This is a genomic window from Peribacillus sp. NPDC096448, assembly GCF_044762675.1.
GTDB classification, from domain to species: Bacteria; Bacillota; Bacilli; order Bacillales; family DSM-1321; genus Peribacillus; species Peribacillus frigoritolerans_B.
On sequence record NZ_JBIWEU010000021.1, the window covers coordinates 15921 to 38764 of the forward strand.

26 protein-coding genes and 3 pseudogenes are annotated in these 22844 nt (G+C 36.7%); 5 read left to right on the plus strand and 24 right to left on the minus strand.

All coding sequences use genetic code 11. The features are described from left to right. Positions 1-4: 4 nt before the first annotated feature. Positions 5-520 carry a GNAT family N-acetyltransferase gene (locus tag ACIQ0C_RS23525; protein WP_403064466.1) on the minus strand — a complete coding sequence of 172 codons (516 nt, stop codon included), beginning with the start codon at positions 518-520 and terminating at the stop codon, positions 5-7. An 11-nt stretch (positions 521-531) separates the two neighbouring features. Continuing rightward, a complete protein-coding gene (locus tag ACIQ0C_RS23530) occupies positions 532-1536 on the minus strand; it encodes a phosphotransferase enzyme family protein (protein WP_403064469.1) in 1005 nt (334 codons plus the stop codon). Between the two features lie 153 nt (positions 1537-1689). Here ACIQ0C_RS23530 and ACIQ0C_RS23535 point away from each other — a divergent pair, with 153 nt between their 5' ends. Next, positions 1690-1824, plus strand: coding sequence for a nucleotidyltransferase domain-containing protein (locus ACIQ0C_RS23535; protein WP_402843586.1), 135 nt, complete (start codon positions 1690-1692; stop codon positions 1822-1824). Between the two features lie 234 nt (positions 1825-2058). Here the strand turns inward: ACIQ0C_RS23535 and ACIQ0C_RS23540 are convergent, their stop codons facing one another. The 4 genes from ACIQ0C_RS23540 to ACIQ0C_RS23555 form a co-directional block, all read right to left on the minus strand. Beyond that, complete coding sequence (locus tag ACIQ0C_RS23540) at positions 2059-2253, minus strand: hypothetical protein (RefSeq protein ID WP_402843588.1); 195 nt, start codon at positions 2251-2253, stop codon at positions 2059-2061. 64 nt (positions 2254-2317) lie between these two features. Further along, positions 2318-2581 carry a hypothetical protein gene (locus ACIQ0C_RS23545; RefSeq protein WP_403064472.1) on the minus strand — a complete coding sequence of 88 codons (264 nt, stop codon included), beginning with the start codon at positions 2579-2581 and terminating at the stop codon, positions 2318-2320. Positions 2582-2972: 391 nt separating this feature from the next. Next, positions 2973-3374: a hypothetical protein gene (locus ACIQ0C_RS23550; RefSeq protein ID WP_403064475.1), complete on the minus strand. Its 402-nt coding sequence runs from the start codon at positions 3372-3374 to the stop codon at positions 2973-2975. Between the two features lie 151 nt (positions 3375-3525). Beyond that, positions 3526-3858: a GNAT family N-acetyltransferase gene (locus tag ACIQ0C_RS23555; protein ID WP_403064478.1), complete on the minus strand. Its 333-nt coding sequence runs from the start codon at positions 3856-3858 to the stop codon at positions 3526-3528. Between ACIQ0C_RS23555 and ACIQ0C_RS23560 the strand changes: the two are divergent. Continuing rightward, positions 3826-3951 (plus strand): annotated as a pseudogene (locus ACIQ0C_RS23560) (SDR family oxidoreductase); the annotation flags it as partial. The gene ACIQ0C_RS23555 and the pseudogene ACIQ0C_RS23560 sit on opposite strands and share 33 nt — an antisense overlap. A gap of 52 nt (positions 3952-4003) precedes the next feature. On the opposite strand, the gene ACIQ0C_RS23565 reads toward ACIQ0C_RS23560, so the two are convergent. From ACIQ0C_RS23565 to ACIQ0C_RS23600, 8 genes and pseudogenes are all read right to left on the minus strand, one after another. Further along, on the minus strand, positions 4004-4423 hold the full coding sequence (locus ACIQ0C_RS23565) for a VOC family protein (protein ID WP_402843594.1): 420 nt from the start codon (positions 4421-4423) through the stop codon (positions 4004-4006). Positions 4424-4448: 25 nt separating this feature from the next. Beyond that, positions 4449-5348: a DMT family transporter gene (locus ACIQ0C_RS23570; protein WP_403064481.1), complete on the minus strand. Its 900-nt coding sequence runs from the start codon at positions 5346-5348 to the stop codon at positions 4449-4451. Between the two features lie 502 nt (positions 5349-5850). Continuing rightward, a pseudogene (locus tag ACIQ0C_RS23575) lies at positions 5851-6316 on the minus strand (SRPBCC family protein). Between the two features lie 52 nt (positions 6317-6368). Further along, on the minus strand, positions 6369-6680 hold the full coding sequence (locus tag ACIQ0C_RS23580) for a hypothetical protein (RefSeq protein WP_403064484.1): 312 nt from the start codon (positions 6678-6680) through the stop codon (positions 6369-6371). Positions 6681-6776: 96 nt separating this feature from the next. Further along, positions 6777-7421 (minus strand): Type 1 glutamine amidotransferase-like domain-containing protein, encoded by a 645-nt coding sequence (locus ACIQ0C_RS23585; RefSeq protein ID WP_403064488.1) that lies wholly within the window; start codon positions 7419-7421, stop codon positions 6777-6779. 564 nt (positions 7422-7985) lie between these two features. Beyond that, on the minus strand, positions 7986-8726 hold the full coding sequence (map, locus tag ACIQ0C_RS23590; protein ID WP_403064491.1) for a type I methionyl aminopeptidase: 741 nt from the start codon (positions 8724-8726) through the stop codon (positions 7986-7988). Positions 8727-8895: 169 nt separating this feature from the next. Continuing rightward, a pseudogene (locus ACIQ0C_RS23595) lies at positions 8896-9117 on the minus strand (potassium transporter TrkG); the annotation flags it as partial. A gap of 151 nt (positions 9118-9268) precedes the next feature. After that, complete coding sequence (locus ACIQ0C_RS23600) at positions 9269-9736, minus strand: hypothetical protein (RefSeq protein WP_403064494.1); 468 nt, start codon at positions 9734-9736, stop codon at positions 9269-9271. 333 nt (positions 9737-10069) lie between these two features. Between ACIQ0C_RS23600 and ACIQ0C_RS23605 the strand changes: the two genes are divergently transcribed. Beyond that, positions 10070-10828 carry a DUF6843 domain-containing protein gene (locus tag ACIQ0C_RS23605; RefSeq protein WP_403064497.1) on the plus strand — a complete coding sequence of 253 codons (759 nt, stop codon included), beginning with the start codon at positions 10070-10072 and terminating at the stop codon, positions 10826-10828. Positions 10829-10960: 132 nt separating this feature from the next. On the opposite strand, the gene ACIQ0C_RS23610 is transcribed toward ACIQ0C_RS23605, so the two are convergent. Beyond that, positions 10961-11194, minus strand: a complete 234-nt coding sequence (locus tag ACIQ0C_RS23610; protein WP_403064500.1) for a cyclase — start codon at positions 11192-11194, stop codon at positions 10961-10963. A 231-nt stretch (positions 11195-11425) separates the two neighbouring features. On the opposite strand from ACIQ0C_RS23610, the gene ACIQ0C_RS23615 reads away from it, so the two are divergent. After that, positions 11426-12883, plus strand: a complete 1458-nt coding sequence (locus ACIQ0C_RS23615) for a S8 family serine peptidase (protein WP_403064503.1) — start codon at positions 11426-11428, stop codon at positions 12881-12883. A gap of 580 nt (positions 12884-13463) precedes the next feature. Here the strand turns inward: ACIQ0C_RS23615 and catA are convergent. From catA to ACIQ0C_RS23630, 3 genes are all read right to left on the minus strand, one after another. Beyond that, positions 13464-14111 (minus strand): type A chloramphenicol O-acetyltransferase, encoded by a 648-nt coding sequence (catA, locus tag ACIQ0C_RS23620; RefSeq protein WP_403064506.1) that lies wholly within the window; start codon positions 14109-14111, stop codon positions 13464-13466. Between the two features lie 504 nt (positions 14112-14615). Continuing rightward, positions 14616-14999, minus strand: a complete 384-nt coding sequence (locus ACIQ0C_RS23625; RefSeq protein WP_402843629.1) for a VOC family protein — start codon at positions 14997-14999, stop codon at positions 14616-14618. A 108-nt stretch (positions 15000-15107) separates the two neighbouring features. After that, the gene (locus ACIQ0C_RS23630) at positions 15108-15383 is read right to left on the minus strand and encodes an ArsR/SmtB family transcription factor (RefSeq protein WP_402843632.1); all 276 of its coding nucleotides are present in this window, start codon (positions 15381-15383) and stop codon (positions 15108-15110) included. 355 nt (positions 15384-15738) lie between these two features. Here ACIQ0C_RS23630 and ACIQ0C_RS23635 point away from each other — a divergent pair, with 355 nt between their 5' ends. Further along, complete coding sequence (locus ACIQ0C_RS23635; RefSeq protein WP_403064509.1) at positions 15739-17154, plus strand: PQQ-dependent sugar dehydrogenase; 1416 nt, start codon at positions 15739-15741, stop codon at positions 17152-17154. Positions 17155-17188: 34 nt separating this feature from the next. Here the strand turns inward: ACIQ0C_RS23635 and ACIQ0C_RS23640 are convergent, their stop codons facing one another. The 6 genes from ACIQ0C_RS23640 to ACIQ0C_RS23665 all read right to left on the minus strand — a co-directional run bounded on the left by ACIQ0C_RS23640 (position 17189) and on the right by ACIQ0C_RS23665 (position 22834). Next, positions 17189-17752, minus strand: coding sequence for a hypothetical protein (locus ACIQ0C_RS23640; RefSeq protein WP_402843638.1), 564 nt, complete (start codon positions 17750-17752; stop codon positions 17189-17191). 158 nt (positions 17753-17910) lie between these two features. Further along, complete coding sequence (locus tag ACIQ0C_RS23645; protein WP_403064512.1) at positions 17911-18294, minus strand: cupredoxin domain-containing protein; 384 nt, start codon at positions 18292-18294, stop codon at positions 17911-17913. A 247-nt stretch (positions 18295-18541) separates the two neighbouring features. After that, positions 18542-19171 (minus strand): class I SAM-dependent methyltransferase, encoded by a 630-nt coding sequence (locus tag ACIQ0C_RS23650; RefSeq protein ID WP_403064515.1) that lies wholly within the window; start codon positions 19169-19171, stop codon positions 18542-18544. A gap of 144 nt (positions 19172-19315) precedes the next feature. Next, on the minus strand, positions 19316-20896 hold the full coding sequence (locus ACIQ0C_RS23655) for a glycosyltransferase (protein ID WP_403064518.1): 1581 nt from the start codon (positions 20894-20896) through the stop codon (positions 19316-19318). A 449-nt stretch (positions 20897-21345) separates the two neighbouring features. Next, positions 21346-22341 (minus strand): anti sigma factor C-terminal domain-containing protein, encoded by a 996-nt coding sequence (locus ACIQ0C_RS23660; RefSeq protein WP_403064521.1) that lies wholly within the window; start codon positions 22339-22341, stop codon positions 21346-21348. Next, positions 22331-22834 carry an RNA polymerase sigma factor gene (locus tag ACIQ0C_RS23665; RefSeq protein ID WP_403064523.1) on the minus strand — a complete coding sequence of 168 codons (504 nt, stop codon included), beginning with the start codon at positions 22832-22834 and terminating at the stop codon, positions 22331-22333. The genes ACIQ0C_RS23660 and ACIQ0C_RS23665 overlap by 11 nt, the downstream gene beginning before the upstream one ends. Between the last annotated feature and the right edge of the window lie 10 nt (positions 22835-22844).

A 22844-nucleotide genomic window follows, 5' to 3' on the forward strand; every position in this document is an offset into this window, starting at 1 on the left:
CTGATCAAACCAATTTGTACATGATAATATCATCAACGTATTCACTTTCGCTCAGCTTGAATTCTTTGATTTTACGGCCTTCTTCAACAAATCCCAGCCTTTTATACAATGATATTGCCTGATGATTTGTTGAAAAAACTCCTAAACTCACCTTTTCAATCAACGGATTGGCTTCTGCCCAATCCAATAACGCTTCAATAAGCTCTTTTCCAATTCCCATCCCTCTGAAATTTTTTCTAATCATCACCCCAAATGATCCCTTGTGGGACATTCTCTTCCTATTTTCCGATTGAAATGCTATCCATCCAACCACTTCATCATTCATTTCGGCCACGATGATGGTTTCCCGTTCATTTTCCAATAACCTTCGTATCCAATCTCGTTGCTGTTCAGGTGTTTTATTGAACTCCCCCGATACGGCAATAAAATACTCGCCTTCGGAAATAACGGAATTCTGTACATCCAAAACCGCTTCCGCATCTTCCAATACACCAGTTCGGATCATATATGCATTTGACATTCCAATCCCCCTTAATGAACCATGTTCGGATCGAAGTGAACAATAGTTCGGCCTTCCATGATTCTTTGTTCGATTTTTTGAACGCTGTTGTATAATGAACGATCCGCACTCTTCAAATCAAACTTTTTATGAAAAAAGTTATATAACGTTAAATCCCTTAGCTTTAAAAATAGAGGAATCGTTTCGTATTCCACAGGTGCCAGGATATTTTCCGTCTCATACCCTTTTATGAATTCCCTCATGAACTTGGCAGCATATTCATCGAGCCCTTTTATCCCTTCACGTTCCAAACTCCACATCAGATAGTACAGAGGTATCGCCAAATCGCTGGCAAACCAGTGATAAGAACAGTCATCAAAGTCAAAAACATGAATCCTCCCCTCATGATAATGGAAATTGCCGTTATGTATATCAGAATGAATCAAGCCAAAATTATCTTGATGAACTGGAAGGGCATTCAATTTCTTCTTGATTACTTCTTGCTGGCGGATCACTTGCTTCGGTACATCGGATTGATAGAGCTGGACATTCAATAATTCCTCTTCATGCCAATCCAGCCGTTTATATTTTGTTTCAGGCTTATAACTTTTTGTTTGTTTATGCATTTGACCAATGGTTCTTCCCCATTCAAAAAATAAAGGTTCGTCGAAATTTTCATCTGTGACTTTCACCCTGACACCAGGAGCTTTTTCAAACAGACAACAATAAAATTCCGTACCATCCGAGCCCTTTACACTTTCGACTAAGTTCTTTTCTTTCGAAGAGAGAACTTTAGGAATTTCACTTCCATTATTCTGTAAATGCTCAATCCACTTTAACTCAGCAAGAACTTGATCTTTTGTACGATGTGATTGATGTGTCATTCTTAAGATATATGGCGTTCCATCCCTGTAAACCTCAAAAACGTAGTTCTCTGCATCTCCAAGTTTAACCGGATTCCCAGCATTCACTTGAAAAAAATCCCCAGCCAATTTCACCAATTCATTAGAAAAAATTCGTTCTACCGCCGCTTCCATGATTCTCACTCCCATTAATGATATTGCTAACTTTAAAAACGATTATACTATCTTTATACGATACCAAGATGCCTTTTCCCTTTATTTGTATATCATTGTTTTTTTATAAATCTTTGGACTTTGCTCCCTCCTGAAGCTCCTTCCTTTATCATCGTGTTTGGTTCTTACGCAAAGAACACTACACATAGGGATAGTGACATAAATGTGGCGTTCTACAGTCAAGATTCATCACATATTACATATGAGTTATTTTACTCGCCCAGGAACTGGCAGATATCCTTAAAATAGATGTGGACCTGATTAATCCAAGGACAGCATCAACCGTTTTTCAGGCACAAATTTACACACCGGTATTGTGATTTATTCAAAAGATGACACACATCTAAAAAAGTCCATTTATGGAGAATGATATGATTTTGAACAAGGCTTATAAAGCGGCATCCGGGTAAATGAGGTATCCAACGAAAGCACCTACTTTCTCATACATCAAAAAAAAAACGCCCTATAGGGCGTGTCCAAAAATCAAGTTTCCTTTTCCTCTTCATTCGCTATTCTATTGAACTTCAAGATCGTTTCTTCGATTACTGGATTATTGAATTCCTCTTGGATGGCTGATTGTACAAATTTATCTTCACCATTCATTTCATCCCACTCATTAACACTGTAATCTGGATCCCGACGATTTGATTTACCGTTTTGTTCCTCATTATTTGACAACTATCTTCACCTCTTATACATAGTAGAGTCCCGAACCATTCATAAGCAGAAAAAGTTTAACTTTTTAATAATCATCCTTGATTGAAATGGGTGAACCCGTTGAGGTATGTTGATTAACCCAGTCAAGCGATACTTTTGAAACGGCATCCCATTCAGGTATTTGGGCTTTATGTTGTTCCACCCAGCTCATGCAATATTGCGGGTCGATATTGCTTTCTTGAGATTTTGCCAAAAATGACTGAATTGTAGTTTCCGTACAATTTTCCCATGATCCACATGTATCCTGCCAAACATGTTCCATTTTCATTTGTATATTTTCGTTAGCCATTGGGTTTCCTCCTTAATTAAATGTTACTTTTTGATATCTTAATTAAGTATGTCCAAGGCTAAATAAATCATTACAAAAATTTGGGTTTTTCAGTGAAAGAATGAATTTACAGTCGTAAAAATGATGAATAAACAGATTATCCGCCAAAACCAATAACTGCTTATGAAAGGAAAATCATTGTTACTTCAATCTCCTTTACACCTTTATACAGCCAATTGTATCGAAACAAACCAAAATATAGAAACACGCCCCCCGTTATAAAAACAAAAACTACCAACACTTCAACCTGACGTCATTATGAAAAAAGGCCGCCCCAGCACCCTGAAGCTTAAATAACTATCTAGCTAACTTCAACGTGGAAAGTTATACATTGTGCCCCTTGGAACCATCGTCATTTTTCAATGGGGCATATACTCGGGAATCGGCGTTTACTCGTAAATTTCACGCTTTTACTCGTGAATCGGCGTTTACTCGTGAATTTAGCCGATTTACTCGTGAGTTTTAGCAATTTACTCGTGAGTTTCACGCTTTTACTCGGGAATCGGCGTTTACTCGTGAGCTTCAGCGATTTACTCGTGAATTTCACGCTTTTACTCGTGAGTTTTAGCGATTTATTCGTGAATCGGCGTTTACTCGTAAATTTCACGCTTTTACTCGTGAGTTTTAGCAATTTACTCGTGAATTTCACGCTTTTACTCGTGAATTTCACGCTTTTACTCGTGAATTTCACGCTTTTACTCGTGAATTTAGCCGATTCACTCGTGAATTTCAGCAATTCACTCGTGAGTTTCACGCTTTTACTCGTGAATTTATTTTAAATTGATCTATTCTTACTAAAAATGTTTTTAATCCGATACACATAGTGGTCAATGTGTCTTACATTCACTCCATCATGGGCACAAAAAAAAGCTGAATGCTCAGCTCTTTTACATCGCTATTTCCACTCACAGCGTTTTTCTAAATGAGTAGCACCATTTATCATAATCTAATTTCTCTTCATAGAAACGGTGGGCTTCGTTTCGCTGGATTCCTGATTCCAATGCAACATATGCAGCTCCGTTTTCTTTTGCCCAGTTATGTATATGGCTTAATAACTTCTCTCCATATCCAAATGATCGGTGTGCAGAATCTGTTACAAGGTCATAAATGAATACATGACGTTTATTATAAAAGTTAACTCTCCAGCTTAATCCGGCCAAGGATACAACCTGGTTATCCTTATATAAAGCATACAGGCAGTACCCCCGCTCGGCCGCCCTGGGCAGCCGGCCGATCATGCAGGCGCCTATGTGCTGCTAGCATCTGATGAAGGTGCTTATATAACAGGACAGTGCATTCACATCAACGGCGGGATCACGATGTCCTCATAAAACCGAAACGACCGAAAAGCATCGTGCTTTTCGGTCGTTTTCATTTTGAAATTTAATTTCCTATGCCGGGCGAATTCATCAATACAATTCTCCAACCATCCGGATCTTCAATCGTAACACCGGATTTTTCCCAATAGGGATTTTCCGGAGAAGCTGGTTCATAGCCCATACCTTTCAACCTATTCGTGATTTCCTCAATGGTTTTACGTTCAGGAATATAAAAGACAAGCAGATTATCTTTTGATGGGGCAGGACAAGGACTGCCATCTTTATGTTGAGTAAACTCTAAATGATAGCTGGAATCAGGAAGCCCGATCATGATGCCGTCATATCCATCGTGCCCTTCGAAAGAACCGATTTTTTTCAAACCTAATCCTTCACAATAGAAGTTTACTACCTTTTTTAGTTGATCAGTAGGACGTGCAACCCGGATTTGCGCTACTTTCATTTCATTTGGCCATTTACTTTCCATTGTCCCATCCCTCTCTTAAATCGAATTATATTTCTTCTTTCAAATTACTTTTACCAATATTGATGCCAAAACCTAATGCAATAGCCGCACCTAAACAACTGAAAAGACAACCAGCTCCCAAGAAAATGGTTGGATCTGATTCACCAATCATCACTGAAGCTATACCTCCAATTGCAGGAAAAAGGGCAACCATGTATCCACTTTTCGCCCCACCTATTTTCTCTACAAGCTTGAGGTAGAATAGCCAAGCTCCAAAGGAAGCGAATATAGTTAAATAGAACAAAGCAGATAAATATGTAATGGATGTCGGTAAAGTGACTGCTTGTCCTTGAATGAACACAATTGCCGCTAAAAGAATTCCTCCTGCTGCAAATCCAAGCACATTCGCATAGATTGGGTTCACTTTCTTCCTGGCATTTCTGGCGGAGCTTGCATCGCCCAATGCAGTAAGGATCGTACCAAGGACAGCCATCATGATACCCTTTATATCATTGAATCCATGAATACTATTTAAACTCGGATAAATAACAATACAAACAGCCAGCACTCCAATCATCCCACCAATTAAGATACGTGAATGTAATGGTTCCTTCAAAAAAATACGAAGGGCAATGGGCGTTAAAATGACTTTCAATGAAAATATTAAAGTAACCATTGCCGCTGAACTTAAGATAGTGGCGTAATAAAGGCATAAATAGCTTAAAGCAAAATTACAAATTCCAAACACAATAATAAATGGAATATCCTTTTTCTTTGGTTTTCCTTTAGGTCTAAGAATGCACAATAAAATGAAGAATAGGATCGCCGTCAAACCTAAACGATATGTTAAAGATAATTCTAAACTCACAGGTGTACCTTGAATCTTAACGGCAATAAAATTAAGTCCCCATACTAATAAACAAAATATGTACATAAAGTTAGTCATAATAAAATGACCAATTTGCGATATTGCCCACTTTCTATCAGTTTATTAAACTCGTCGTAAATGATTTTCCCATCCATAATTTAACCGCCTTATATTAATAATCACATATGTAATAATACAGTAAATATTACCAATCCAAAGGGAATTGTCAATATATATAAATACATTCCGAAAAGCCCTCCAGTTAATTTGGAGAGCTTATCATTCGACTATTAGCCCCAGACTTAGAAAAACTCGGTAATTGAGTTTCTACAGTTTTGGAAAAACGTTGCGACTGATTTCAGAAATCCGCTGCCGACTGTCTGCCAAGCCGCATCAAAGCAAAGCGTCTGGGGGGTCTCGGCTAGCCAGTTATCCGGCAGGAGTGTCGCAAATTTCTTCCATCCATTTAGAGTTTCATCCATAAGCGAGTGCCCTGCGTTCCAATCAACGTTTTTATAATCAGGGTTCGGGATGAGACCATCCGCACTCCCTTTTGTCTACAAACTACGGATAACGACCATTAGCCTTTATAGCTAACTTGTCCAGTTTCAACCATTTCCTTCAGTCCCATAAACATTAAATTCCAGCCATATTCAGATCCATCGTGATACTCTCCAAGAGCTTTTTCGATATCGGATTCCGTCCAATTTTCTTCATGAGGAACGATGATTCTTTGTGAAAATGTCATTTCACAGCCCTTTTGAAGTTCTTTCAGCTCAACTGTAATTGTATCTACTGCTTCACTGAATTGCGGCATTTTAAAAGTGAACACTAATTTATTGGGAGGTCCATTTCAAGGTACTCCCCTATCGCCCGATAATCTTTTCCATCGCGATGATCAATAATTTCCCAATCCCCTCCCACTTGAGGATCATTTTGTGCCACTTTATTTGTCCCTCCAATGTAAAAAACCATTTTCTCATCATCTCAGGGTTCAACCATGCATCAAATACCCTTTCAGCCATTACATCAAAATTTCTAATCATCTATAAAGTGGTTGTTGAGTATTTTTCCATTTACATACTCCTTACGTCATTTTTACATGCTTTTCAATTCTTCTTTTGAGACAGCACGCCAACCGTGTGCTTCCAGTTTCCCTATATAGGTTTCCATCCTGATTTCCTCAATTTCGATCGCAAGCGGGTGCAGTGATACTAAACATTCATTCGAAGCATATTTTATGGTAACCTTTGCAACTTCATATCCATTATGAAATCCTGGATCGAACCCAGGATCATCGATTATATCCCCGTTAACAGGACGAATATGAGATTCAAATGTTTTCATCATTAATCTATTCTTTTCTTGTTCTTTTACTGATGTTATGAAGATCATTAAATTTATTTTCATTGCAATCTCCTTTTCTCTATCCTTAGCGACCGACGACCTTGCACCTGCATAAGAAAAAAGCTGCCGCAGCTTATTGGGATAAAGCGCCTGCCAGCTCTATAAGACTTTGGAATTCACTATTTCCTTTTTCATATTTTTAAAGGAATAGATATCATTTATACCTTTAAATAGTTCCCCGTTCTTGGAGAAAATTGCACTTCCATTTGGTATTGCATATATCTTTCTTTCATTTGATAGGGGAATTAATTCTCCATCTACATTATCCTCGTAATGGACCTCAACGCTAAACCCGACTAATCCTAAGCCCTTGATCACTACCGTTTCTGGATAGTCTTTATCTTTTGTTATTATGCAATCATTGCAGAAAGCTAATGAGCCCGCACTATATCCAATGATTAAACCTTGAAAGTTTTTGATGATTGGGGTAAGTCCTTTTTCTTCAATTACATGGATTAACCTTTCTGGCTTTCCACCAATAAAATAAAGAATATCATGTTCTATTATAGTCTTTTTCATTTCTTTGCCTGAAAGGTCTTCATTTAATAATTCAATACTTACATTCCCCATGATTGAAAAGGCTTGTTTGATACTTGCCATCCAACTTTCATACCTGGAATTGTCGGTTGCAAAAGGAATTATTAAAATCTTAGCTTCAGATTTAATCATTTTTGAAAGTTCCAGGAACACTTCACCTAATTCATTATTCGTGTGATTTCCACCACCAATTAAACAAATTTCCATATATGTCCCCCTTTAATTACAAACCATTCTTAAAATATTCTATGTAAAAAGGACAATACCTTTTTAGGGCACCGATCTTCATGCCATAAGAAAGGGGATGTCCTTGCAACTACTAAAACAACCATTACTTTAGTGCATAACTTCAAAATCCAGTTTTTTTAATAGTTCCTGTTTCATTACGAAAAAAGGAATTGCCAGGTAAACCTTTGTCATTTGACTTATTTGGTGAAGATTCTTTGTAACTAAAAAAAGTAACTATTCTCTAAAGAATAGTTACTTCAAAATAACCGGATTGGAATAAATAGGACAGGAGAGAGTTGTCCTATCTACTTTCATTATATGGAATAACGATTACAAGGTGAAAAAATTATCTGTTAGGGAAACAGTCCAAAGAGACTTTGTCTAAGCCCCTATAGCTCCATAAGAAAAAGAGCTGCAAAAGCAACTCCCTTATTTAAGTGGGTTGATGTGAAATACACCAATCGAATCATTCTTTTTTTAGATGTTTATAATTCACTTCATTTAAGTTTCCAACTACTTATATTACAAGTCCTTTTCCGCGAATTAAAGCGTGACAATAATCGGACCGTTTTTAGTTAGGATGATCGTATGTTCCAATTGAGCTACATAGCTTTTTTCTGTAGCATAGGTCCAACCGTCTTCTTTTTGGAATACTTCTTCTTCAAAGGTTGAGATAAATGGTTCGAATGCGATAACCATCCCTTCCTTTAATATATCATTATCCCATGGATCATAATAATTACAAATATGGTCAGGTGCTTCGTGTATTCTACGTCCAACACCATGTCCAGTAAGGTTTTTGATAACCGTGAATCCATGCTGTCTCGCTGTTTCGAACACTGCTTTTCCGATTCTACTTTTTTTGGAACCGGGTTTTGCTTTCTTAAGACCTGCTTCAAATGCCTTTTTGGCAACGTCGCATAATTTCGCTAATACTTCTTCTCCTTCTCCTACTACAAATGAGATTCCCGTATCTGCGAAATAACCGTTCTTCGAAGCAGATACATCTATATTTACTAGATCCCCTTCACGAATAACCCGATGACCCGGAATGCCATGTGCCACTTCTTCATTAAGGCTAATGCAAGTAAAGCCAGGAAAATCATATTCCCCTTTTGGAGCTGAAACTGCACCCGCTTTTTCTAAAAGTTCCCCGGCTATATCATCAAGTTCTTTGGTCGTTATGCCAGGAATTGTTCTTTGTACCAATTCATCTCTAATGGTGGCAATAATTTTGCCAATTTCCTTCAAACCATTAAAATCATCTTCTGTTTTTGCAATCATTTTTTTCCTACCTCATTATTTTTTATCATCAATAAACTATATAAGCATTCATTATACCTTTTATTTTAGCGGAAAATAAAAGCAATGTACATTATTGGGTACAATGCGCCTCAGCTTGAATTTTTCTTCGACCAAGAAATAGACCACAACCTTTGCAGTAGTAAATTTTTTATCCTATAATGATGCGCTCTTTTGGATAGTGATACGCATGTTTTAATGGTTTGCCCCCCATACTGAATAAGAAGGTAAACATCCCGATTTTCCCTATAAACATTAAAGACATGATTACGGCCTTCCCGGCAGTACTCAATTCCGGTGTAATGCCAAGCGAAAGGCCTACAGTGCCAAAAGCAGAGGAAACTTCAAATAAAATTTCCATTAGGGAAAAGGCAGATTCAATGCATTCTAAAAACCCCTTAAGGGCCTCAAGGGGGGATGTCTTTCGTTTTATGTATATGTATGTTTTTATACATCGTTCGTTTGTTCCGTAAGAAAAAAGGTTGCCGCAGCAACCTCACTTTTTGAAGAAAACCTATCCTTGCTTAGCTTCTCAAATAAACAATACCGTTTCTTCGCTCTACTTGAAAATTTAAATCATCCTTACTATTAAGCATATAACCAACATCTTTATTATTCTCTAATTCAAAAGATATGCCATATCCATTATTCTCAGGATAACCATATAAATAGCAGACCACTTTTCCATCTTTTAAAAATACAATTTGATTCATTCCTTCATTTACAGTTTCGCTAATAGTATCCCACTTATAACCTACCGTTTCATATATATGATCTTTCGGGGTATATGGTGGAAAGGAATATACCACATCCCAGTCAAACGGTGTTACTTCTAATAAATTTATTGTTTCAGCGGAATGTCCAATTGATAACACTTCTTCTTTTAACAACACTTCGTTTACATCCCATAAATCTTTCTTTAATAGATTTATAAAGATAGCTATACAAATAATCCCCAAAGCTATAATTAATACTGTCTTTTTAGATTTCATAAATATACTCCACCTTGAACAACAACCTTCCTAACGAATATGAAACTTAATTATAACAATTATTCCCAAAAAGTAATTACTCTTAATGAACGATCTTGCCCGTGCATTAGTGAGCTGTTAGGATCAGCTCATGGCAGTCAGTGAAGTAAAGCACCTGTAAGTTTTATAAATCGTATTATTGAGTTAGTACAAACTGTGCTTATGAAAAATAGAATAAATCAATAGGAGGATTCTAAATGGATTCCTCTTTCAGTAAGGGGTATTCTTCCACATTTTAGTTTGATAAAATAAAGTTGTTTTTATTACATGTTCTTAGGAGAAGATGATTTAGTTGTGAATTTATTAAAAGTGATAGCAGCAGCAGTGATTTTATCCTTCATTATCTCTATTATTGGATCAATAATGGCCTATACTCCATATTTAGATAGAGAACCAGATGTATATTATCCTACAATAGTTGAAAGTTTTATTTACGGTGTGATTTATTTTACTCCTGTGTTGATTATACTCAGTGTAGGTTCTTTTGTAGTCTATTCATCGTTACGCAAGAATAGGCGTTTACCAAAATGGGTTAAGGTGATTGTTAGTTTAGGGGTTGCAATTGGATTAGGAATAATCATTTCGTCAGCGCTAAGTGAAGAAAGTCAGACAAATGATATATATCTAATACCTGAAGGATATGAAGGAGATGTTTTTGTATTTTACAATGTTAAAGGAGCTCCTGAAGTTGAGAAAGAAGATGGCTATGAGGTGCATAAAATCAATGAAAAAGGCTATTATGCGACCCGGACCAAGGACTTGGATTACGGTACAGTAACAGACAAATACTTCTATGTTAATGATAAAGGACATCGAACACCTATAGATCATAAGTGTGTAAGTACATTTGGAACAGGCGGAACTACTCTGGAGGATAATATTGATGGAACTACCCTGGAGGATAATATTGATATTACTTATACAGGATTTAAGCTAAGAAAGAATAACTGCAGTGAGGTATTTTCGATGGAAGCTCAGAATGAAGATGGATACGTACAGATGATTAATGATATTTTAAAGAAATATTATAATATGGAACCACAATTATTTTAAACATTGTAGACTCCACAATTGGAACAAACAATGCTTTATGAACTACCCTGCCCCTTTAATTGCAAAAGAAAAAAGCTGCCTTATAGGCAGCTCCGATCTTCAGCTAACGTACTTGTTAGCTGAAGAAGTCAGTTACTTTCCGGAGTTCTCATCAACAGGGTTTCGTTTATGTTTTTCATTGATGATCTTTTTATTAAATATTTTAACTTCTCCAACCATTAGTAACCTCATATCCTCTACAATACACTTGGCTAACTCTTGGTCAGTGATGTCATCCCCATCAATATCAAGGCGGAATTCCTGCCCTTGAAGCCCACCGCCATTAGTAAACTTTATTTCAAAGTCAAATTGAACTCTTTTATCCATTTGAACCCTCCTCATATATTGATTGATACTGCACCTTTCAACAGTTCCCAATAGACATATTTCTAGACAAAAAAACAATTCCCTTCTTAAACTAAGCCGCCCCGATAGTTTCATAAAGTAAAAGAGCTGCTAATTTCAATAATATGAGATTTATTAGGAATACTTGGAATTTCAGTTGTTGTATATTAAGATAGTATATGATGAAATTTTCCATTATATAGGAGGAGACATATGAAAAAGAAAATTCTACATACGGTACTTTCGATTGCAGTAGGAGCAGGGATACTGTCCGTTGGTGGTGTTCCTGCCCAAGCTAAGAGCCAAATTCAGGAGATGAATGACACTTACGCAATAGCTTTTAAAATTGGATTACCGGAGAATTATCAAGAGGTAATTCGGAAAGCCGGTGGTAAAGTAACCAAAGTTCTTCCAGAAGTTGGAGGAATAGAAGCTCAATCTGACGAGCCTTCTTTTCTTACAAACCTAAAAGGCAATGCTTCAATAGAAGCTGCTAACAGAGAAATTCCCCTAACCTTAGACAAAACGGCAGTCAGCCCTTATAACTATAAGTCTAGTATCATCAGCCAGCAAAATTCAGAGAGTTATTGGGGCTCCCAATGGGATATTCAAAGGGTGACCAACAATGGGAAATCATATGATTTAGAAACAGGCGGATATAAAAATAAAGATGGCAGTATTACTCATAAAGCAGTGGTGGGAGTGATTGATACCGGAATTGATGAGTCTCATCCTGACTTAAAGAATAATATAATAGGTGGACGTAATCTTGTTCCTGCTGGAATGGATGAATCTGAAACAGGTGATCCTACTGATATAAAAGATCGCAATGGGCACGGTACTCACGTTGCCGGGATCATTGGAGCAAATGGTAAAGTAAAGGGTGTAGGGCCAGATTTAGGAATCAGATCCTATCGCGCTTTTTACTCAGAGCAAGCCCTTGGATTACCAACTTGGATTATAGATGCAATCATTGAAGCAACAAATGACAAGGTAGATGTTATTAATATGTCTCTACGTTTCTATAATAATACCAAAATGACAATTGAGGGAGAAAGTTATAAATCAATCGCTGAAACGTTACTTTGGAAGAGAGCCATTCAATATGCAGTAAAGAATGGGGTAACTGTTGTAGCCGGCAGCGGGAATGAAAGTTTAAATTTAGATGACAAGAAGGAAGTTAACGAATTTTTAAATAAATTGTATGAACCATATGGAATGAGCGTGAAAGGGCCTGCAACTGTAGTACCAGCACAAATGCCAGGAGTCATTAATGTGTCTGCCTCCACAAAATGGTCAACTCAGCAGCTTGCTTTCTACTCTAATTATGGAAACAGTGCTATTGACGTAGCGGCTCCCGGAGGAGATTTCGGGCCTGAATATGCAGAAACCAATGATCCTGCGGCGGCTGATCCAAGTAACTTGATCCTAAGTACTTGGCCTACCTATTTAGGTGCTTCATATGAGTTTGGTGCTGGTACTTCCATGGCCACTCCTCAAGTTGCTGGAATTGCAGGAGTTATTAAGGCAGCTCATCCGGAGTATAAACCTGCCCAAGTGACAGCACGCATTAAGCAAACAACCCTTGACTATGGAAAGAAAGGACAAGATGCTTTATTTGGTTCAGGAGAAGCAAATGCTTATAGAGCATTGGAAAATATAAAGAAGTAGCTTATGATTCTGAATAAAAGTACAAGGAAAGATTCTTGATCAGAATCTGTAACACGAACAGTAATCGGGAAAAATATATCCATAACTAAAAGGCTATATGCCCGAAATATAAAAAAAAGAAACACATAAAATGCGTGAAGCCATATTCTAATTAACACAACTCACCAGTTAAAATTCATTCCCTACTTAATTGTAGGGATTTTTTTATTTTATCGCTTAATTACAATTTCTAGTCCAAGAAAAAAACATTTTCAAATTTATTTTATCGAACTATCCTGCCCTTTTAGTTCCATAAGTAAAAGCGGCCGGTCAGCCTCACCTTTTTATGATTTTGGCAATCTTGAAAATTCCAAAGCCGCAAAGAATTATGAGACCCATTATAATAATTGGTATCAAAATATTAAGTGACATTAAATCATCTCCCTTTAAATTATGTAAGCCATTCTTATATCCATATAATACCATATCCAAAAACATCTTCTTATTGAACTAACGCACCCTTTACACAAACTTTGGTTTTAATTCTATAAAAAAGGAACTGTTTTCACAGTTCCCTTTTAGATATTTTCCCAATGAACATCTAGAGCCAGTCTGCACTATCATCAGCAAACCTTTGTAAGTCATTCATAAAAACACTTGCATGATAACCATCACAAACTGCATGATGAATTTGTAACGAAACAGGCAAGAACCATTCATCTTTTATTTGTGAATATTCCCCCCCAGTTATGATGGGTAAGAGAAAATCTCCACCATTATTAATATTTAAATTAAATGCTGTAAAAGAACTCCAAGGGATCATGGATATCGGAATATTATTATCTGGTATAGGAGTCTTTGGGAATAAACTACCCGTACCATTGTATTCTTCTACATCTTCTTCATACTGGGAATGGAATTCAGAAAACCTACTTATATTTGGTGACCAGATGCTAGAAAATGTGCATGTCTTCTTATCGAAAATTGTATAAGAAGGCAAAATTTCTGACCAATAACCTAAATCCCCTTCTTGGTTAAAACTGGTTCTGAATTCTCGACGGGAATTAACTATTTTTGTAACCATAAAAATAAACGCAGGATATAACTTATAATTCTTCTTCTTTAAGTTTTTCATAAGAACAGTAATATTAATTTCATTCGTTATACTGAATGTTGTTTGTTGTTGTAAATAGTGTTCAAAGTACTCTTTTCGAAACCAATTTTCACGATCAATTATATTGAATTTCATATGCAATGCCTCCTAATATGTTTTATTTGATTTAGGAGGCTATTTCCTCTGCTTTTTTCATGACAGTCATCCTTTTGTAAACGAATTTATACACCAATTATTATCAAATATCCCCAGACTAAAATCAACTTACAGAGATTACTTTCTTCAACTATCCTGCCCCGATAGTTCTATAAGGCATAAAGCATCACTATTTCTTATTCTTCTCAAATAACACAAGCACTACGCGTAACGGGATACAGCCAGACTACTTATCATAGGGGGGATGGACAAGCAATCATGCATAAACTAATTGAAATCCCGCCCATTAAACCACCTCCATTGACAGCATATTAGTTTCTGCCTGCTATAATGTCTGGAGGTTAAAGGGATGACCTAATTCATTCAAGACTTGACCAAGGAAAATCAAAAAATATATAACCCTGTCCTAAAATTGGGACAGGGTTGACTTAAAGTATTTAATTGTAAAAACACTTCACCGCAACTAAAAACATAACAATAAAGTTACTGCTGCACTATCTGAATAAGGTTGCCGCATGTATCGTCGAAGACAGCTATTGTGCTTTCGCCCATTTTGGTCGGCTCCATCGTAAACTTCACGCCGTTTTCCAATAATCGTTTGTACTCTTCATGAATATCTGCAACGCCAAACATTGTTGCTGGGATGCCTTCGGCTACTATCTTCTTTTGATACTCCTTTGCGGCAGGATGTTCATTCGGTTCGAGTAAAAGCTCGGTACCGTCATGGTCATCGGGAGAAACAAGCGTAATCCACCTGAATTTCCCCATGGGAACATCATGCTTTTTTACAAACCCTAGCTTTTCTGAATAAAATTCCAGTGCCTTGTCTTGGTCTTGTACGAATAAACTGGTAACAATGATTTTCATAATCCTTTGCCTCCTTTGGTATTTACCACGTTGGTGGTCTGCAAACAATCTGGCTCCAAGCCGAAAAACCCACACATTCGTCAGAAGTCCTCTTCCGATTTTATAAAATTACTCTATCCATCCTTTCAGCAAGTTTTTAAGTGGTTCGTTGTTGAACATTAGTACTCGATATTTTCCCTTTCGTTTTGATTTTACGAGTCCTGCATCTTCCAATGCAGATAGATGTTTAGCGATCGCCTGTCGCGAAATGGCAAGGTCGTGCTTCGTAATGAGACGTACCGTAAGTTCATACAACGTCAGTTCGTTGCGTTCAGATAGCTCGTCTAATATCAGCCGCCGAGTCGAATCGCCGAGTGCTTTGAATATAGCGTCTTTATCCAACATACATCAATTATAAGCAACTCAATAGTTGCATGTCAACAAGTATAAGCAACTGTATGGTTGCTTGTCAATCGCACCCATTCCAGAACGGACGGAAGCCACAAATACATATATTGATTTATTATTTCCATCATCAGGCTCCATCATAAGAATAACAGCCACTATTTTATTTTCAATAATATACAGGTGATTTATGTATTGGTTTTATAGTTTTTCATCTTAAACCTCCCCGTTAATTATTCTCGTGCGGAAAGTGGTGCATTGCCTTATCAGTTTCCCCCGTCCTAATTTGGTACTAATGGACAGTTCCAATCATATTCTTATTAAAGAAAACAATAAGAAAGGGGGGCAAAGTCAGTTGATAAAAGTTAAGGTTGGTTTACGGCCCATTGTAAGTAAGATTAATTTACCTACTGTTTTGAAAACAACTATACTTCCAGGTGACTCAATTGAAAGATTATTTATTGCAACCCAGGTAGGAGAGATCTTTTACATAGGAAACGGAGATATAAGGACTTTTTTAGATATTCGCCCGCGAATCCTAAAACTAGGTGTTTCTGGTGGCGGATATGATGAACGGGGATTGCTGGGGCTAGCGTTTCATCCTGAATTTTATTATAACGGTCTGTTTTATATTCATTATTCAGTAGCTGGAACACAAGGACCAGGCGCTCTTTCTGAATCCTTTAAGCCTAACCCGTGTGATCCCAAAACTTTAAACCTAAGGTGGATGAATAGAGAAACTCAATATGATCATATTGATACAATTGAAGAATGGATTTTACAATCGAATGGTCAGCCCCAAAAACGACGGACATTGCTTAACTTAAGAAGACCATTTGCAAATCATAATGGGTTCAATAGTTTAAACTTTTCACCTGAAACAGGAAAGCTTGTTTTAACAACAGGAGATGGCGGATCAGGCTATGATCCATTTAACTTAAGCCAGGACGATCTAGAAATCGCTGGTAAAATAATTGAAATTGATGTAGGTAAGAATCCATACATCAATAATCCACCCATTGTCACACGTTTTAATGAACTTCCAACACCCATTCAGGAAACGCTCATGGTAATGGCCAAAGGGGTTCGCAATATACCAGGCATTTCATTTCAAAGATTTTATAATCAGTATATTAAATATGCGGGAAATGTCGGCCAGCGTTTGGTCGAGTCGATTTTTTCATTCGTTCAATATAAACCAATACCGGTTACTCAGCTTATTCAAGCTTCTTTCATGAATTCTGAACCTGACAAAGAAGGATTCATTAACTTTGGATGGCGAGGTTGGGAAGGTGCTTTTCCTGCTTCGATTATAAGAAAGTGCACTGAAAATCCGACTTTGAATGAGAAAACAACTGCTTATTACAATGAAGCAGCAGCACTTTCAGGGAGTCGTCTTCAGCCTTTAACCAGTTATTTTCATGAAGATACCAGACCCGATAAGTTTGGAGGAACTGCAATCACAGGAGTGCAAGCCTATATGGGGAAAAGAATCCCTGCGTTAACAGGAAGCGTTGTGTTTACCGATCTTGCCCGGAAAGAATCTCAACCTCAGGTTAGAGGGGCTTTAGCTTATACAACCGTAAGACCAAATGGCGGACAAAATGATTTTAGTGTGATACAAACCGAATATGATTTTGGGTCTCAATCAGCTTATTATGTTAATTTGGGAACGAATCTGGATCAAACCAGACTATATTTAGGGGTTTATGGCTCTATGAAAGTGACTGATTTTAACCAAGGTACCGTTTTTGAAATTGTTGAATCATAACTATAAAATTCTACTCAATCCTGAAAATTTGGATTTAATGAATCGAAATTAAAATCATTTTTACCCTTTTAAAAATGATTAAAGCAATATCAACCCATAACCAGCTATAAATGAAAGCAAATAAAAAGCCAGTTATAAGAAATGAAAAGGAAACAGACACGGCTGGACCTAAAACCGGAAAGTGAAAAATAAATAGTAGACTCATAACTCCTGACATTAAAAGAATTGCACCAGTAGCGATAATAATTAATCTCTTCCTAAAAAAGGAAAAAGATGCCCCTATGCCAAGTCCTAACAATCCTGTTGTAAAAGGAAATACAATTAGTTCAGATGGCTGTAGGATGAATAACAACATAATTGTCAAAAAGTAGGTCATCACTCCATATGGAATGGAAAACATGGAACACAACAGAATAGGTGCTGTGGCTAGCGGGCTTATCAAATATCCTATACCTGGTAAAAAGCCAGCAGCAGCCTGTAGAATAGCAGCAATGCAACCAAAAATAGACACTAAAATGAGCTTCATCGTTTTTTTATGTTTATTGAATATTATTTGGGATAAACGAACCTCATCAGAAATAGGTTTTAAAAAAAACACCTTTCCACCTCATTCTAAATGGTTTATACGTTACTATACATTATATTTACCAATCATTAGAGGCGGAACAATTATTAATTATCCAAACATCAGTATCCTGTATTGAAAAATAATTTTCCCTTTGCTAAAAAAAAACAAGGCCTTATTGGCCCTGCCTTTTATTCGACTATTACTTTCCCAACCATTCCTTCCTGGAAATGGTACCGACATATCAGTTCATATGTACCGGGCTGTTTCGGTTGCACGGTAATGGTTTTTTCTTTACCTGGCTGGACCTCTGCGTCAATTCCGAGCTTTTCCACCGTGAAGGTGTGCTCTCTCTTACCTTTGTTTTTCAATATCAACGTTGTGGCTGTCCCTTTCGGAATAGTGATGACTTCCGGATTAAAGAAATCATCGTTCAATTCGACCTCAATCGATTTCACCGTAGGCTGAGTTACAACACGGGATTCGGCAGATACGCCGAGTGAGCCTAGAGTTGTCACAACTACAACCGTTGCAAGCACAACGACCAATCCTGTTACCCACTTTTTCACAGACATTCGCAATCCCTCCTTCCCTAACACTAGTTTTTTCTAATTCATAAAATATTATTACTATTAATTTGGTCGCAGCGTGCTTTCAAAAGAAAAAGATCGCCACTAATGGCGATCTTCTGGAATCCATTCTGATGCAACTAAACTGCCCGTTACTTTTTAAGGTGAGTGCTATGACTCGCTTAATTCCCCTTTTAAGAATGCGTAAGCACTTGAAGGTCTTACCTTATCAATAACTATTTTGCAATTGTCATTATAGTCCTTTTTGACACTTTACCATTATAAATTTAAATGGAGGTTTACTTTCCATATTCTTATGCGGCTCAACAACTTCCGAAAATTCTATCAGTCCATAATTTCCAAATTCTTGTTTAACCGAGTCAGAATCATAAAAAAACATTTTTACCCCTTCCATTATTTCGAAATAGTCTTTACCCAGTTGTTTGCCCTTACCAAACATTGGGGCTTCTTTTGAAATAGTAGTAAAAATCATATATCCGTTTGGCTTTAACTGATTATAGCAAGCTTTAATAAACTTATCTCTCTCATGATTATTCAATAAGTGAATAAGGGCATAACAAAATATACTATCATAAAGTTTATTATCAAAAGGCATATCGGTTACTGAACCATGAAAAATATTAAGATTAAGCCCATTTTGCCTTGCCAATTCAATCGCTGTTTTTGAAATCTCGATACCTGTTACATTTATTCCGTTGTCAGTAAAAACCTTTGCATTTCTTCCATATCCAATACCAGGAATCAATATATCCTTAACTTCCTTTTCAAGGAAAAAGTCCTTTGTCAAGATTGCGGAGTCTGAAGGTTCAAATCCCCACATCATTTGATTTTCTATAAAACTTGATTCCCAGATTTCCGTCATACCTCAATCTCCTTTAAAAATATTGGATCCCATTCTTTAAAATCTGCTGCTTTTAAATAAGCATAGGTTACAAAGTTCTTTACCTTTATCGCTTCTTTATCATTTTAAATAGTTCAAGCCATTTGAACCTATTCATCCGCTTCTTTAATTTGGCTGCGAATTGGTATATTCCTTATTGGCTAATGGTATGTCTTTATTTTTCAATTGACGATTTTCAATTGCTACTCTAACAACATGTTCCCAAGAATTTGCATAAACTTCTTGGTTGAATTTTCTTTCTACCTTTTTTAGAGCAGCCTTACCCATCTTTATGGTTGTATTCGGATGATTGAACATTGAAATCATCGCTTCTGCTAGCATATCTATATTATTTTTTTGAATTAAAACTCCATTTTCTCCATTGTCAATTAATTCATTAGGGCCATATCTAATATCATAACTCACTACAGCTGTAGCATTAGACATGCTCTCCAATACAGAAAGAGAAAACCCTTCCGTTTTTGAAGCTAAGATACTGAAAAGAGCACTTTGATACATTTTAGATGGTTCCTGGGTGTATCCATTCAATTTTATGTGATCTGTAAGTTTAGCATTATTAATAATTTTTTGTAACTTCTCTTTTTCCGAACCATCTCCCCAAAACTCTAACTTCGCATCCGGGACTTTCTTTACAACGAGTTCAAATGCCTTAATAATATGATCTATATTTTTAATGGCTGAGTACCTACTAATAACTACCGCTAGCCTTTCATCTTTAATTAAACCAGAGCGGCCAAACCATCCAGTTTTTAAATTTGTCCTCGACGCATGAGGAATAACATGCAAATTCGTTCTTTTCCCAAATCTATTTTCAATATCTGTCTTTTGTTGTTCTGTAAGAACTAAAGCAGCATCAATATTATCTAATTGATTAATTCCTGTTTGGACAGTTGAAGCGATGTCAGAATCAGCTTCCCATGGTGCCGTAAGGTGACTACTGTGTAACCGCCAGATTTTCGCCGCCTTCTTATTCTTTACATTTATCATTAATAAGTCAGTTTTTCGAGCATCTGCAACTAATACTGGGTTGTCTACGTCTTTTATTACTCGTTCGATCCAATCTAATTTTAGTTGATCATCATTGCTATAAATAGCCTTAATATCTCCATTTTCTTCAAACCAATTTACTCGAATGGCCTTGCCGTTTTCGGGATTTACCCATTTTGATAAATAAGCTTGAGAGCTGCTATTGTAAAAATTCATTTGTCGTGGTTTATTGGAAGCAAAATCCATAAAAGAAACTTTTCTTATCAAGCCATACTCATCATACACTTCTTTTTTGATTCGATATCTTTGTTCATTAAAATAATCAATGAAATCTAAAGACCCATCTTCGTGAAATTTTTTATATTTAGTGTAAAGTCCATTTTCATAAACCCTAAAAGCATTATGTCCAACATGCGGATCTAAATATCCTGTCTCGGGTGTAACTTGTGTAATCGTTAAATCTTCTTCACTTCCACAAAGCTCTTCATAGAGATTTAAAACTTTAACTTTTTCGTTTAGTTGTCCAAGCTCTATTAATTTTTCTCGTATTCTTTCGTACCTCGTATCAAAATTAAATGTGAGTATATGAGTATCATAGCCCATATCTGCAAATGTATTGGCCTGAGCTAACGATGCCTTCGTTAATCCACCACGTTGAACATCCAAAGAACTTAATAAAAAAAACATTGTTGCATTCATTATCTTTCTCCCGTCAATTATAAATAATTTTATTACCCCTTACATTATATAGCAACTTTCCCATCCTTTCCTACTAAATAGGTTTCTTCAAAATTAAATAAATAAGAAATAATGACTATAATAACGACAAGGAGATATAAAACAAAAGTATGATATAACAAAAATAAGCCCTCTCCATGTGGAGAAGACCATTTTATTATGCTGCAAACAATATGGCGAAAGGAGCTTTCCCTGCCCTTTGATCTGTTATCTTTTTATCTCTTCGTACTCACCATGTATCTGCAAAATTACACCTCAACTTTATTTGATTTACCCTTATTAATTATTCAATTCAACTTTATTAAAACCTTTAAAAGAATAAAAATCCTATTATGGTTCTTTAAGAAATTTGGCACCCTTAGTTCCATAAAGGTTGTCGCAGCAACCCTTTGTTATTCTTTACACGGCTTTCAATATTTATCTATCGTAGCACCAATGACGGAGGCACGAATGAAATCTAGTTTTTGGAAACGTCTAAGCTCCTCTGCCGTACCAGTCACAACGGCCCCGTTAAAACGGATTTCCCCTTTTGAAGATTGGGTGTTTTCCTTGATTCCCTTCAGAGCTTCTTTAATAGAGCTTTTATGGCTGTCTGTTTTACTCAGTTGTTCCAAAGTCTGTATGAATCCATGCCCGCTTTCATCAAAAAAAGGAACTTCTTGAATGACTTCGAATCCAAAGGCACCGCCACCGCCCTTAGTTTTTAACCTATCAGAATCCAGCTCCTTTGTCATTCTGTCCATTTGGGCGACAGTTGTTGTATCGACCCATAGCCAATTGACATTTTCATAGCCAAGCTGCTTACCCAACTCTGCTAAAGTCATTGGCTTATCAAAGGAAAAGGCGACCTCGATTAATATATTTTTGTCCAAACCAACGGCAGTATCAAGTTCATCCGGTAAAAAGTCATAGGACAAACCTGGATAATAAAAATCGATTTTCCTTTCATTATTGAAGTCATTATAACGGACCGTTCGTTTCTCTTTTTCGTTAAAAATATTGACTTCTACCATCCCACTTCCTCGTTCAATGGTGTCTATCCTACCGAACAATGGAATTTTCTCGGTCTTTTTATCCCATACTATTGAACGGTCACCAATGCTTTTACGATATGTCGTTTCTTTTGTTACACTAAATAAATTGTAATTACGGCTGCTATCCCCAAATGATATATTTGCCCCATGAATCATCTCATATATACTACTACTCTGATTCTCTAGCCGTTTATTTAGGATATATCGACTGCCTGTGAAAAGTATGGTCAACAGGATGGTAGTTGTAAGTACAGCAATAAAAACATACTTGATCGTCTGCTTCCTTTTCGTATTTTTGAGGGCCTTTTGCAAGGAAGGTGTGCTGATAAAGTCGATTTCTTCCTCTTTTTTTGATTCGTGATTATCGCTCATGGTTTGCCTCCTTATACATCTTCGCCAATTGTTTCCTGGCTCTGAATAAATTCGTCTTAATAGAACTGATAGGTTTCTCTAATAACTTGGATATCTCTTCATACGATAAGCCTGATTGATACTTTAATAACAAAAGTTCTTGAAAGTGCGGCTTTACCTTTGATAGTGCATATCCAACCTCTTTATTCCTTTCTTTTTCAAGAAAAACGACCTCTGGAAGCTCCCTTTTATCCGTCTCTAAAAGTCCTTCATTTAAATTGAGGTCGTACCGCCGTTGCTTCCGGCACTGATCATAATGAAAATTTAATGATACACGTATCAGCCAACTCCTTATCTTGGAAGTCTGAATCGTATCGTAATAAAGCAGATACTTATAAGCCGTTTCCTGAACAACATCCTCTGCATCGGCTTGTGAAATACCCAATTTCCGCAAGTATCTATATACGATATTAAGCTCTGAATTAAGCTCGCTATTCTTATTTATGTCATCCATCATCGTCCTC